The 12,734-nt window shown below is 36.9% G+C and carries 13 protein-coding genes; 8 read left to right on the plus strand and 5 right to left on the minus strand.

Features of this window, described 5'->3' with window-relative positions; all coding sequences use genetic code 11:
- The first annotated feature begins 81 nt into the window (after window positions 1–81).
- The 3 genes from JOE44_RS12170 to secG all read left to right on the plus strand — a co-directional run bounded on the left by JOE44_RS12170 (window position 82) and on the right by secG (window position 3,977).
- Window positions 82–1,395: a pitrilysin family protein gene (locus JOE44_RS12170; protein ID WP_209785794.1), complete on the plus strand. Its 1,314-nt coding sequence runs from the start codon at window positions 82–84 to the stop codon at window positions 1,393–1,395.
- 52 nt (window positions 1,396–1,447) lie between these two features.
- Entirely contained in the window at window positions 1,448–3,493 is a 2,046-nt protein-coding gene (locus JOE44_RS12175) for a pitrilysin family protein (RefSeq protein ID WP_209785795.1), read from the plus strand.
- A gap of 133 nt (window positions 3,494–3,626) precedes the next feature.
- Window positions 3,627–3,977 carry a preprotein translocase subunit SecG gene (gene secG, locus JOE44_RS12180; protein WP_209785796.1) on the plus strand — a complete coding sequence of 117 codons (351 nt, stop codon included), beginning with the start codon at window positions 3,627–3,629 and terminating at the stop codon, window positions 3,975–3,977.
- A 50-nt stretch (window positions 3,978–4,027) separates the two neighbouring features.
- Here secG and JOE44_RS12185 read toward each other — a convergent pair whose 3' ends face one another.
- Window positions 4,028–4,861, minus strand: coding sequence for a glycosyltransferase family 2 protein (locus JOE44_RS12185; RefSeq protein ID WP_209785797.1), 834 nt, complete (start codon window positions 4,859–4,861; stop codon window positions 4,028–4,030).
- Between the two features lies 1 nt (window position 4,862).
- Window positions 4,863–5,474 carry a recombination mediator RecR gene (recR, locus tag JOE44_RS12190; protein ID WP_209785798.1) on the minus strand — a complete coding sequence of 204 codons (612 nt, stop codon included), beginning with the start codon at window positions 5,472–5,474 and terminating at the stop codon, window positions 4,863–4,865.
- A 237-nt stretch (window positions 5,475–5,711) separates the two neighbouring features.
- On the opposite strand from recR, the gene JOE44_RS12195 reads away from it, so the two are divergent.
- The 4 genes from JOE44_RS12195 (at window position 5,712) to JOE44_RS12210 (ending at window position 9,037) form a co-directional block, all read left to right on the plus strand.
- Entirely contained in the window at window positions 5,712–6,317 is a 606-nt protein-coding gene (locus tag JOE44_RS12195) for a hypothetical protein (RefSeq protein ID WP_184559331.1), read from the plus strand.
- Between the two features lie 23 nt (window positions 6,318–6,340).
- On the plus strand, window positions 6,341–6,832 hold the full coding sequence (locus JOE44_RS12200; protein ID WP_209785799.1) for a hypothetical protein: 492 nt from the start codon (window positions 6,341–6,343) through the stop codon (window positions 6,830–6,832).
- Window positions 6,833–6,916: 84 nt separating this feature from the next.
- Window positions 6,917–8,359: an aminoacyl-histidine dipeptidase gene (locus JOE44_RS12205; RefSeq protein WP_209785800.1), complete on the plus strand. Its 1,443-nt coding sequence runs from the start codon at window positions 6,917–6,919 to the stop codon at window positions 8,357–8,359.
- 96 nt (window positions 8,360–8,455) lie between these two features.
- On the plus strand, window positions 8,456–9,037 hold the full coding sequence (locus JOE44_RS12210; protein ID WP_209785801.1) for a TIGR00730 family Rossman fold protein: 582 nt from the start codon (window positions 8,456–8,458) through the stop codon (window positions 9,035–9,037).
- Between the two features lie 58 nt (window positions 9,038–9,095).
- Here the strand turns inward: JOE44_RS12210 and JOE44_RS12215 are convergent, their stop codons facing one another.
- Together JOE44_RS12215 and JOE44_RS12220 are read right to left on the minus strand one after the other, a co-directional pair.
- Entirely contained in the window at window positions 9,096–9,425 is a 330-nt protein-coding gene (locus JOE44_RS12215; protein WP_034697026.1) for a 2Fe-2S iron-sulfur cluster-binding protein, read from the minus strand.
- Between the two features lie 12 nt (window positions 9,426–9,437).
- Window positions 9,438–10,493 (minus strand): NAD(P)/FAD-dependent oxidoreductase, encoded by a 1,056-nt coding sequence (locus tag JOE44_RS12220; protein ID WP_034697025.1) that lies wholly within the window; start codon window positions 10,491–10,493, stop codon window positions 9,438–9,440.
- Window positions 10,494–10,646: 153 nt separating this feature from the next.
- Between JOE44_RS12220 and JOE44_RS12225 the strand changes: the two genes are divergently transcribed.
- Window positions 10,647–11,417: a DUF3108 domain-containing protein gene (locus tag JOE44_RS12225; protein ID WP_209785802.1), complete on the plus strand. Its 771-nt coding sequence runs from the start codon at window positions 10,647–10,649 to the stop codon at window positions 11,415–11,417.
- Between the two features lie 286 nt (window positions 11,418–11,703).
- On the opposite strand, the gene pheS is transcribed toward JOE44_RS12225, so the two are convergent.
- On the minus strand, window positions 11,704–12,714 hold the full coding sequence (pheS, locus tag JOE44_RS12230) for a phenylalanine--tRNA ligase subunit alpha (RefSeq protein WP_047429302.1): 1,011 nt from the start codon (window positions 12,712–12,714) through the stop codon (window positions 11,704–11,706).
- Window positions 12,715–12,734: the final 20 nt, after the last annotated feature.

Raw genomic sequence — 12,734 nt, forward strand, 5'->3', positions numbered from 1 at the left:
CACATTTACCTATCTATTTCTATTCATTTTGTAACATTTAATTCACTTTTCATACTAATTGGTAAACAATTTCTAAATTTTATGAAAAAGCGACTTCTTTCTGCTGCTGCCGTAGCTTTCTTCGGGCTAATGCTGAATGCACAGCAAATCAAATTCGAAGAGTATGACCTTCCCAATGGTCTTCACGTAATTCTTCATCAGGATAACTCGGCGCCGGTGGTAACAACAGGTGTAATGTACCATGTAGGTGCAAAAGATGAAGTAAAAGGCAGAACTGGTTTTGCTCACTTCTTTGAACACCTTTTATTCGAAGGAACTCCTAACATCAAGAGAGGAGAATGGTTCAAAATCGTTTCTTCAAACGGAGGGCAAAACAACGCCAATACCACTAATGACAGAACGTATTATTATGAAACATTCCCTTCCAACAATGAGCAACTAGGACTTTGGATGGAGGCTGAAAGAATGCGTCAGGCTGTAATCAACCAGATTGGGGTGGATACACAGAGAGAAGTTGTAAAAGAAGAGAAAAGATTGAGAATGGATAACCAGCCTTATGGAAATCTTTTCACAACAATTCAGAAAAATTTATTTACCAATCACCCATACAACTGGCCAACAATTGGTTCTATGGAAGATTTGAACTCAGCGAAACTGGAGGAATTCCAGGCATTCTACAAAAAGTATTACGTTCCGAATAACGCAACTTTAGTTGTAGCAGGAGACATCAAACCTGAGCAGACTAAAAAATGGATTGAAACGTATTACGGAGGGATTCCAAAAGGAACACTTTATCCAAAAGATTACCCGAAAGAAACTCCTATCACACAGGAAAAAGAGGTTACTGCTACGGATCCGAATATCCAGCTTCCGGCTTATGTTTTCGCATACAGAACTCCGGCTAACAAAGAAAAAGATGTGTATGTTTTAGATATGCTTTCTTCTTATTTAAGCAGTGGTAAGTCATCCGTTTTATATAAAAAATTAGTAGACCAGGATAAAAAAGCACTTCAGGTAGCTGCTTTCAACCAGGGTCTTGAAGATTACAGTATTTTTGCCTTCTTCGCGATTCCAATGGGACAAACTACGAAACAGGCTTTACAGACTGATATTGATGCTGAAATCAAAAAGCTTCAGACTACTTTAATTTCTGAGGAAGATTACCAAAAACTTCAAAACCAATACGAAAACCAATTTGTAAATGCTAATTCAAGCATTCAGGGAATCGCTGCTTCATTGGCAACCAACCACGTATTGATGGGTGATACGAATTTGATCAACAAAGAAATCGACATTTACAGATCTATCACCAGACAGGATCTTCAAAATGCAGCTAAAAAGTATCTTAATTCCAACCAAAGAATAATCATTAATTACGTACCTGAGAAAAAGTAATTATTTCAACTTTTAGGTTACCATATGATTATCAAAAATTAAATTTTTACAAATGAAAAAGCAATTAACATATATAGCTGCAGCGTTTTTCTTTACAGGAATGGTTTCAGCACAAAAAATAGATCTTAATGCCATGCCAAAACCAGGACCTACTCCTGCGATTAACATAGCGAAGCCAAAAACTTTCCAGCTAAGCAACGGTCTTACGGTAATGGTAGTAGAGAACAACAAACTGCCAAGAGTAAGTGCAAGCCTTTCTATGGACAGACCTCCATACCATGAAGGAGCTGTAACCGGAGTAAGCGAAATTATGGCTGAACAGTTCGAAAATGGAACCACCAACATCAGCAAAGATGATTTCAACAAAAAAGTAGACTACCTTGGCGCAAATCTTAATTTTTCTTCGGGAGGAGCTTCTGCCAATTCTCTTTCAAAATATTTCCCTGAAATTTTAAATTTGATGGCTGATGCGATCATTAATCCTAAATTCTCTGCTGAAGAAATTCAAAACTCTAAAGAAAGAGCTGTTGAAGGATTAAAATCTGAAGAAAAAAATGCTTCTTCTATCGCACAAAAAGTTTCTAAAGCTTTGATGTACGGAAAAAATACTTCAAGAGGTGAGTTTGAAACCGTTGAATCAATCAATAAAATTCAGTTAGCTGACGTTCAAAATATTTATAAAAAATACTACGCTCCGGATAATGCTTACTTAGTAATCGTTGGAGATGTAAAATTTGATCAGGTAAAACCTTTGATCGAAAAAGCTTTCAGCGGCTGGAAAAAAGCAAACACTCCTATCGCTCAATTAGAGCCGGCTTCGAATGTTGCTAAAACAGAGATCAATGTAGTGGACGTTCCTTCAGCAGTACAGTCTGTTGTTTCATTAAACAACCTGAACACCCTGAAAATGAAAGATGCCAACTACTTCCCGGCTACCATTGCCAACTATATCCTTGGTGGAGGTGGTGAAGCAAGACTTTTCATGAACCTTAGAGAGAAGAACGGATTTACGTATGGGGCTTACTCCAATATGGTTGCCAGCAAATACTCTCCTGAATTTTCTGCCAGTGCAAGTGTAAGAAATGAAGTTACCGACAAAGCGGTTAAAGAGTTCATGAATGAGCTGAATGCTATTTCTACAGTAAAACCTGAAGAGCTGGCTAATGCGAAGGCTAAACTGAAAGGATCTTTCATCATGTCTTTAGAGCAGCCAGCAACCATCGCAAGATTTGCTTTAAATCAAAAAGTTCAGGATCTGCCTGCTGATTTCTATACCAATTACTTAAAATCTATTGATAAAGTAACTGCAGCAGATGTTTCCAATGCAGTAAAAGCTACTATTTTACCAAACCAAAGCAGAATTTTCATCGCTGGTAAAGCGTCTGATATTTCTGAAGGTCTTGAAAAACTAGGTTATCCTGTAAAATATTTCGATAAAGAAGCTAACCCGGCTGCAAAGCCAACAGTACAAAAAGTAGACGCAAACGTAACAGTAGCTTCTGTTGTTGACAAATACATCAATGCTATCGGAGGAAAAGCTAATCTGGCAAAAATCACTTCTTATACAACGAATGCGTCCATGTCTATGCAAGGACAAAGCATCGATTTTAAAATCGTTAGGGCACAAGGTGGAAAGGAGCTTACTACAGTAACTGCAATGGGACAGGTTGTTCAGAAACAGGTATTCGACGGAAAGACAGGCTATTCAATGCAAATGGGCCAAAAAGTGGATATCACACCGGAAGAAGTTGCTGAAAAACAAAAGAATCCTGAACTCTTCGAAGAATTAGGTTTTGCAAAATCTGCTGATTATAAATTAGGCGGAATTGAGAAAATTGCGGGTGAAGATTCTTATGCAATTAAAGGCGGAGATACTACCTATTACTACAGTGTTGCAACTGGATTAAAAACCGGGGAAACTAAAAAAGTGAAAGCTAAAGGTCAGGAAATGACTATTCCAACAACATTTTCTAATTACAAAGAGGTAAACGGTGTGAAAATGCCTTACACCATCTCTGTAAGCCAAATGGGAATGGATATGACTATGGCCGTGAAGTCTTATGAGATCAATAAGGCTACTGATGCTGATTTTAAATAATAACATCCTGTTTTTATAGAAAAAACGGCAACAATTGTTGCCGTTTTTATTTTTATCAACATTTGGCGACATCTTTCTTTGTCATTCAGTAAAAAAAGATTAAATTTGCCCATTCAAAAAGATATCAGAATTAATGGATACTATATTTACACTATTGATGGTTCTTGTTATGGTTGCCAGCGTTTTATTGGTAATTATCGTTATGGCACAAAATCCAAAAGGAGGAGGCCTTTCCAGTACATTCGGAGGTGCATCATCAGCACAGTTCGGGGTACAAAGAACCAATGATTTCATGGAAAAAGCAACATGGACTCTAGGCGGAACTATCATCGTTCTTATCCTTTTAAGCGTTGTTATTACAGGTAAGCCCTCTCAGGCACTTCCTGCACAACAGCCAGTAAAGAAAGAAGCGCCGGCAAAACAGTCAGCACCTGCTTCTTCTACAACAACTCCGGCACAGACACCTGTTGCTCCGGCAAAATAAAAAGAGTATTATCTTACATACAAAAAAGCAACTCAAATTGAGTTGCTTTTTTATTTTAACTTGATCTTTTCAATCTGATGGCGGAGCTTCAACCCAGCCTTTAAAAATGAATACTGCACAGGTTTTGATTCTTTATAATATTTATCAATAAAGATCTGCATAGCTCCATAAAATCTGTTGAGGTATACCTCATCTTTAACCGTGCTTTCGCCCTTGTGATGAAGAATAGAAACTTTCCCGTAATAGAAGTTCTTATATCCGTTTCTTAAAAATGTATAACAGAGATCAATATCTTCGCCATACATGAAGTAAGCTTCATCAAGCCCCCCTATTTTCTCATAAACTTCTTTTTTAGCCAATAAAAATGCTCCGGTAATCACTTCCACTTCTGCAACAGCATTTTCTTCTATGTCGTCTCTGTAATAGGATTTGGAGCTGTTTTTTTTAAAATTCGTAAACAGCTTTTCAAAAGAATTGAACATATCCGGAACCGAACGCTTACTTTCAGGAAGAAAATTCCTTTGTGTATCATGCATTCTCACTCCAAGACATCCGAAAGAAGGCTGTAAGTCTGCAAAATCCAGAAGTTCTTTCATATAAAACCCTTCAAATTCAGTATCAGGATTCAAAAGCAATACATATTCTCCTTTTGCCGTTTTTATAGCCTGATTATTAGCTTTTGAAAAACCACCATTCGTTTCAGAAGAGATAAAATGTACATTGGGAAATTCCGGAATAAGATCTCCCCAGGAACTATCCGTAGAAGCATTATCAATGACAATGGCTTCATATTCTATCTCCTGTACGTATTTCTGAAGAGACACGAGACAGCTTCTGAGCAATTGGGTCACATTATAATTAACAATAATAACAGACAGCTTCATATTAGTCTTTTTCGTTGTATGGCAACCTGTTGATAATAGATCTTCCTAAAGAGATTTCATCAGCATATTCCAATTCATCACCTACTGAAATTCCTCTTGCAATGCTTGAAAAATTCACATTGAAATTTTTAAATTTCTTATAAATATAATAAGCGGTGGTATCTCCTTCCATGGTGGCGCTCAATGCAAAAATAAATTCCTTTACCTTTCCATCATTCAGTTTCTTTTCTATACTTGGGATATTTAACTGGCCAGGCCCTACTCCTTCCATCGGAGAGATTTTTCCGCCAAGAATCAGATATTTCCCTGTGTACTTGCCTGTATTTTCAATAGCAATTACATCACGCACATCTTCAACGATACAGATCAGTTCACCATTTCTCTTTTCATTGCTGCATATTTCACAGATCTCAAAATCTGAGAAATTATGACATTCTTTACAGTATTTTATTTCGTTGACAAGATTAATCAGGGAGTTTCCAAGACTTACAGCTCTGGAATTGGGTTGCTTCAATAAATGTAATGCTAACCTCAAGGCCGTTTTCCTACCAATTCCGGGCAGTCCTGAAATCTCATCAACTGCCTTTGCCAACACTTTACTAGGGTAATCCATAGGTACAAAAATAAGGATTAAAGTTGATAATTAATAGTGAATCGTGAATGGTCAATTCACTTCGTTTGTGAATTTGTATAAAGTGATTATTGATAATTGACTTTGCGCAGCAAAAATTGACAATTGACCAGGAATTCAATGTCTCAATATGATATTTTAAATTTCTCCCATACCTGAGAACTCTAAAAAAACCTCTATATTTGCGGCTTAAATTAAATATGAAAAAAATAAACTAACATGGTACTTAACAATCTTAATTATCCTCTGGATTTCAAATTCAAAATCACTACTTTAGCAAGTGACTTTAACATTACTGACAAAAACGGTAATTATGTAGCGTATGTTCGTCAGAAAATGTTCAAGTTAAAAGAAGATGTTGTCGTTTTCAATGATGAAAGCAAGTCTAAAGAACTTTTCAGGATCAGAGCAAATAAATGGATTGACTTCAACGCCTCGTATTCTTTAAATGATCTTATTGACAATAAAAACTTCGGTAGATTAGCCAGAAAAGGAATGCGTTCTATCTGGAAAGCGAGTTATGATATTCTGGATGCTCACGATCAGCCTAAGTTTAAGGTTCAGGAAGACAGTGCATGGGTAAGATTCTGGGACAGCTTTGTAGGGGAACTTCCTATCATCGGAATGTTCACAGGGTATTTCCTTAATCCATCTTATACGGTAACTGGTATTGATGGGAAAGCTTATTTTAAGCTGAAAAAAATGCCTTCATTCTTTGGAAGAAGATTCCAGCTGGACAGACTGATCGATATTGATGACGAAGAAGAAAGCCTGGTAATCCTTTCTTTATTAATGATGACACTTCTTGAAAGAGCAAGAGGATAAACAAATAATAAAACCACAAACACATGAAATATTTAATCATTTTATTTTCCGCATTTCTATTGGCAGCTTGTAAAAAGGAAAAAGAAACGGTTTCAGGCTCTACTCCTGCCGATTCTTTGCATGTTACAAAAGACACTGCTTCTATTAGTCCTTCGTCAGGAAATATTCTGGTGGGAACCATTCCGTTTCCTAAAGAAATCAAAGAATGTTCCTGCTATTTTGCAGCAAGCAAAACTGATTTTGAAAATGAGAGATATATCTATGCAGATGATGCCGGAAAAACAGCTTATATGATGCTGGATGGTAAAAGGCTGGCCATGAATCTTATCTCATCAAGTGATATGGAAGTAGATGAATTGCTTACCAAAGAAATAGAAAATGATGATTATAAAATTTCTGTAAAGGGTAAAAAAATAAAAGGCGAAGAAGCTTTACTGTTCGAAGGAACTCTGACAATAGAGAAACCAGACGGAACTACATTTACTACTCCGATCTATGGAGAATGCGGATGTTAATAAAAGCGAAATCATACAACAAAAATGCTTCTGTATCTCACAGAAGCATTTTTTATTTTGTAAATTTGAGAAAAATAAATTTCAATGGAATTATCTAATATAGAACCGCAGATTATCTGGAAAAATTTCTCCAAATTAAATGCTGTTCCAAGGCCTTCAAAAAAAGAAGAGAAAGTAATCGCTTTTATCAAAGGATTTGGTGAAAATTTAGGACTGGAAACTACGGTAGATGAAGTAGGAAACGTTATTATTAAGAAACCTGCCACAGCAGGCATGGAAAATCGCAAATCTATCGTGCTTCAATCGCACCTTGATATGGTTTGTCAGAAAAACAATGACGTTAATTTCGATTTTGAAACAGAAGGAATTAAAATGGAAATCGATGGCGACTGGGTAAAGGCAAAGGGAACTACTTTAGGTGCTGATAACGGTTTAGGAGTAGCAACAATCATGTCTATCCTTGAAAGCTCGGATATTCCACACCCTGCACTGGAAGCTCTTTTTACCATTGATGAAGAGACAGGAATGACCGGTGCTTTAGGATTAAAACCAGGACAGCTGACAGGACAAATTCTATTGAACCTTGACACTGAAGAAGATGATGAAATTGATATCGGCTGTGCCGGAGGTATAGATGTGACGATCACTCAAACTTATGCCACAGAAACTTCAAAAGGACAAATTGTAAGAATTGAAGTAAAAGGACTTCAGGGTGGACACTCCGGAATGGATATTCATAAAGGTTTCGGAAACGCCAATATTATTTTGGGAAGACTTCTTTACAGCGGTTTAGAAAATCAAAATATTGAACTGATTTCTATCGACAGCGGAGGTTTAAGAAATGCTATTCCAAGAGAAGGCTCTGCTATAATTTCTGTGAGAAATGCTCAGGAATTTATAGAAAATGCCACTGTTCTTAAAAAAGATATCTTAGAAGAATTTGCTACGGTAGAGCCGGGAATTCAAATCAATATTGAGAACTCTACCTCTTCTGACAAAACGATTTCAGAAGGAGATTCTAAAAAAGTGATTCTTACTTTAAAAGCTCTTCATAACGGAGTATACAGAATGAGCCCGGATGTAGCTGACCTTGTAGAAGCTTCCAACAACATAGCCAGAGTAGAACTGAAAGGTGGAGAACTTAAGATTTTAAACCTTACAAGATCTTCTGTAGATTCTTCTAAATATTCAGTAGCAGAGCAATTAAAATCTGTAGCAGAATTAGCTGGAATGAATGTTGAATTCAAGGGATCATATCCGGGATGGAAGCCAAAACCAGGTTCTGAGATTGTACAGCTGATGGAGAAGCTTTATACTGAAAAGTTCAGTGAAAAACCTCATGTAGTAGCTTGCCATGCAGGTCTTGAATGTGGAATCATAGGAGCCAACTATCCTGAAATGGAAATGGTAAGCTTTGGACCAACCATCAGAGGAGCACACTCACCTGACGAAAGAGCCAATATCCCTTCTACACAGAAATTCTGGAGCTTCCTGAAAGATATTTTAGCAAACATTCCTCAGAAATAGAATAGTAAAATTACTATATTAAATATCCAAAGTCTTATGATTTTGGATATTTTTAGTTTTAATCTAAATATATTTATTGAAATAAAACCTTATACAATGAAAAGTATCACCGTATTCTGCGGCTCAAGTTTTGGCTCGCATGATATTTATAAAGAACAGACATTTTTACTTGGTAAGACCTTAGCCAGACAAGATATACAGCTTGTTTATGGCGGTTCGGAAACGGGCTTAATGGGAACGGTAGCCAATGGGGCTTTAAGTGAAAATGGTAAGGTAATCGGAGTTCTTCCCAAATTTTTACAAACCAAAGAAATTGCCCATAAAAATCTTACCGAGCTTATCATCGTGGAAACCATGCATGAAAGAAAAACCAAAATGAATGAACTCTGCGACGGAGTCATCGTTCTTCCTGGTGGCTACGGAACGCTGGAAGAGTTTTTCGAGATGATCACCTGGGCACAGCTCGGGCTCCACAAAAAACCGATCGGAATTCTGAATATTGATGGATTTTATGATGATCTTATCAAACTTATTCAAACCATGGTAGATAAGGGATTTTTAAAACAAGTCAATAAGGATATGGTGCTGATTAGTGAAAGTATTGATGATTTGTTGGACCAAATGAGAAATTATGAGGCTCCTACAGTTTGGAAAGTGATCAGTAAGGATGAAATATAAAGAAAAAACCCGTCCGGAAAATCCGGACGGGTTTCTTATTAAGATTAAAAAATATTTTCTAAGGATAAGGAGCAATCTCCACTTCGAGCCCTTCCATGGCATCGGCAATATGTAACTGGCATCCCAATCTGCTGTTGTCTTTCACATGGAAAGCCTCAGCCAGCATGGCATCTTCTTCATCTCCCATCGGTTCCAGACCGGGATCATTGATTACATATACCTGGCATGAAGCACACATCGCCATTCCTCCACATACTCCAATAGTACCTTCTTCTGCCAATTCATAGGAACGGATAATTTCCATTAAGTTCATGGACATATCCGTAGGAGCTACGACATCGTGGGTTACACCTTCTCTGTCGGTGATTTTAATATTAACGTCTGACATAATTCTACAAAATTAGTCAATTTTTTTCACAACTGCCTTCTCTGCTTCCTTACGGCTTCCGTCAAATCCGTCTACACCACTTACGGTTGTATATTTTAATACGAATTTTTTACCAGGATTCAATCTGTTATAAACACTCTGGCACATTAAAGTCGCTTCGTGGAAACCACAAAGAATCAACTTTAGTTTTCCAGGATATGTATTGATATCTCCAATTGCGTAGATTCCGTCAATGTTGGTTTGATAATCAAGTGCATTGTTTACAACAATTGCATTTTTCTCGATGTTCAGTCCCCAGTTTCCGATCTCACCCAATTTCGGCGTCAATCCGAATAAAGGAATGAAATAATCTGTTTCAATATCGTAAGCTTCCTGCCCTTCCACTTCTACCGTGATAGCTTCTACTTTTCCGTCACCTTTAATACCGGTAACTTCAGCAGGCGTAATTAATTTAATTTTCCCCTGGTTTTTCAGATCTTGAACTTTCTCTACAGAATCCAAAGCTCCTCTGAACTCATTTCTTCTGTGAATCAAAGTCACTTCACTGGCAACATTAGAAAGGAAAACACTCCAGTCCAGTGCAGAATCTCCTCCTCCGGCAATTACTACTTTTTTGTTTCTGAAATGCTCAGGCTCTTTCACGAAATATTCAAGACCCTTTTCTTCATAATCAGCAAGATTATCAAAAGTAGGCTTTCTAGGTTCAAAAGTTCCCAATCCACCTGCAATAGCAATTGCTTTACATCTGTGAACCGTTCCTTTATTTGTGATTACTTCAAACCACTCATCATCAACCTTTGTATAAGAAACCGCAGTTTCCCCTAAAGTAAATCCAGGTTGAAACTGTTTGATCTGCTCCATCAAATTATCCACCAATTCTCCAGCATTTACTGAAGGATAACCTGGAATATCGAAGATAGGTTTTTTAGGATAAAGTTCCGCCAACTGCCCTCCCGGCTGTGGAAGCGCATCAATAATATGACACTTCATTTTTAATAAACCAGCTTCAAAAACTGCAAAAAGTCCTGTAGGTCCCGCACCTATGATCAATATATCAGTGGTTATCATAATCTTTAAGATAATTTAATTATACATGTAACTGCAAATTTACTAATTTTAATGCGAAGCATATTTAATTGATTCTAAATAAAAACCTGAGATTTGTCAAATATCTATCATTTAAGATTTTAAATTTGGCAATGTTTTTGTAAATGTCTTGTTATGAAGAAAATTTTAAACCTTTTTGCAGTATTAATATTCTTTTTAGGCTCAGCCCAGATTGACAACATCGCAGACGGTGAATCTATCACACTTAGAATCCACTACGGCTTCCTTAATGCAGGAACAGCGAATCTTACTACCAAACAAACCAATTACAAAGGGGTACCTCATCTTTATGTAAAAGGCACAGGAGAGACTACTGGTGCCGTAAAAGCATTCTTCAAAGTGGAAGATTTATATGAAAGCTTCATCAATACGCAGACAGGATTACCAAGCTTCTATGTCAGAAATGTACGTGAAGGAAGCTATCGCCAGCATTTTGAAACCGTTTTCAATCATGATAATAACACGTTGATTTTAACAGATAAAAAAACTCCGGCCAATGGTTCTAAGGTTTTAAAATCCGTAAAAGGGGTTCAGGATATGCTTTCATGTTTTTATTATTTGAGAAGTAAAAGCCCGGACGAATTGAAGGTGGGAACCATCATCAATATGAATGTATGGATTGATGATGAAATGTTTCCTTTCCAGCTTAAAGTAGTGGGGACAGAAAATTTAAAAACAAAATTCGGTACGATTAACTGTTTGAAGATTATTCCATCTGTGAAGAGCGGAAGAGTATTTAAAGAAAAAGAAGGAGTAACGATGTGGGTTTCCAATGATGCTAACCATGTTCCTATGCTATTGAAGGCGGAACTGGCAGTAGGCGCATTGAAAGCAAGTATTGATGATTACAAGAATGTAAAATATCCTTTAAAGTTCAGTAAATAACAACGATCAGTTTTTTTAAAAGATACAAGCCTGTAACATTTACAGGCTTTTTTTTATTTCTAATGTAATAAATCCCTGACACCTGTTGTCTTTATTATAGAGGCAGCAATAATGAAGCTGCAGCATGTCAATACTTCATTGAGGTACCTAGCGGATTCGAACCGAAGTATGGGCATAAGAAACAGACACGTGTAAATTTTCAATAAGATCAGTTTTTAGTTACGTTTTGTTTCTTAGGTCAGTAATTAAAAACAAAAAACCTCCGGAGCTCCGGAGGTTTGATTTTTTATAGTGTTTTGAACTGTTCCAATGTTCTGATATCATTTTCAAAGAACATTCTGATGTCACTCATCTGGTAAAGAAGCATCGTAATTCTTTCAATTCCCATTCCGAATGCATATCCCGAATATTTCTCAGAATCGATATTCACATTTTTCAGTACAGCAGGATCTACCATTCCACATCCCATGATTTCCAGCCATCCTGTTCCTTTTGTGATTCTGTAATCCGTTTCAGAGTTTAATCCCCAATACACATCAATTTCAGCACTTGGCTCTGTGAAAGGGAAGAAAGAAGGTCTCATTCTGATTTTAGATTTTCCGAAAAGCTCTGTCGTAAAGAACTGAATGGTTTGCTTTAAGTCTGCAAAGCTTACATTCTCATCAATATATAATCCTTCAATCTGATGGAAAATACAGTGAGAACGTGAAGAGATAGCCTCATTTCTGAACACTCTTCCCGGAGATAAAATTCTGATTGGCGGCTGGTTTTCTTCCATATAACGGGTTTGTACAGAAGAAGTATGTGTTCTTAAAAGAATATCCGGATTCTGCTCAATAAAGAACGTATCCTGCATATCTCTTGCCGGGTGGTATTCCGGAAGGTTAAGTGCCGTAAAGTTATGCCAGTCATCTTCAATCTCAGGACCATCTGCTACAGCAAAGCCAATCGATTTGAAGATTTCAATAATTCTGTTTTTTACCAGATTGATCGGATGTCTGGAACCCAATTCCAATGGAAAAGCAGGTCTTGTAAGATCTTCTTTTTCTACCACCACAGAAGATGTGGAAGCATTTTTCAAATCCTCCAGTTTTACAGCCACTGCCTGTTTCAAAGTATTGATCTTCTGTCCGAATTCTTTCTTTTGGTCGTTAGGAACTTCTTTAAATTTTTCAAAAAAATCATTCAGAACCCCTTTTTTACCGTTGTACTTGATTCGGAAGTTTTCGATATCTTCCTTAGAGGTAGCATTGAAGCCGTTTACTTCGACCAGTAGTTCTTCTATCTTTTCTATCATTATTTTACCCTTTCAAAATG

The sequence above is a fragment of the Chryseobacterium sp. PvR013 genome, assembly GCF_017833095.1.
Taxonomy (GTDB): Bacteria; Bacteroidota; Bacteroidia; order Flavobacteriales; family Weeksellaceae; genus Chryseobacterium; species Chryseobacterium culicis_A.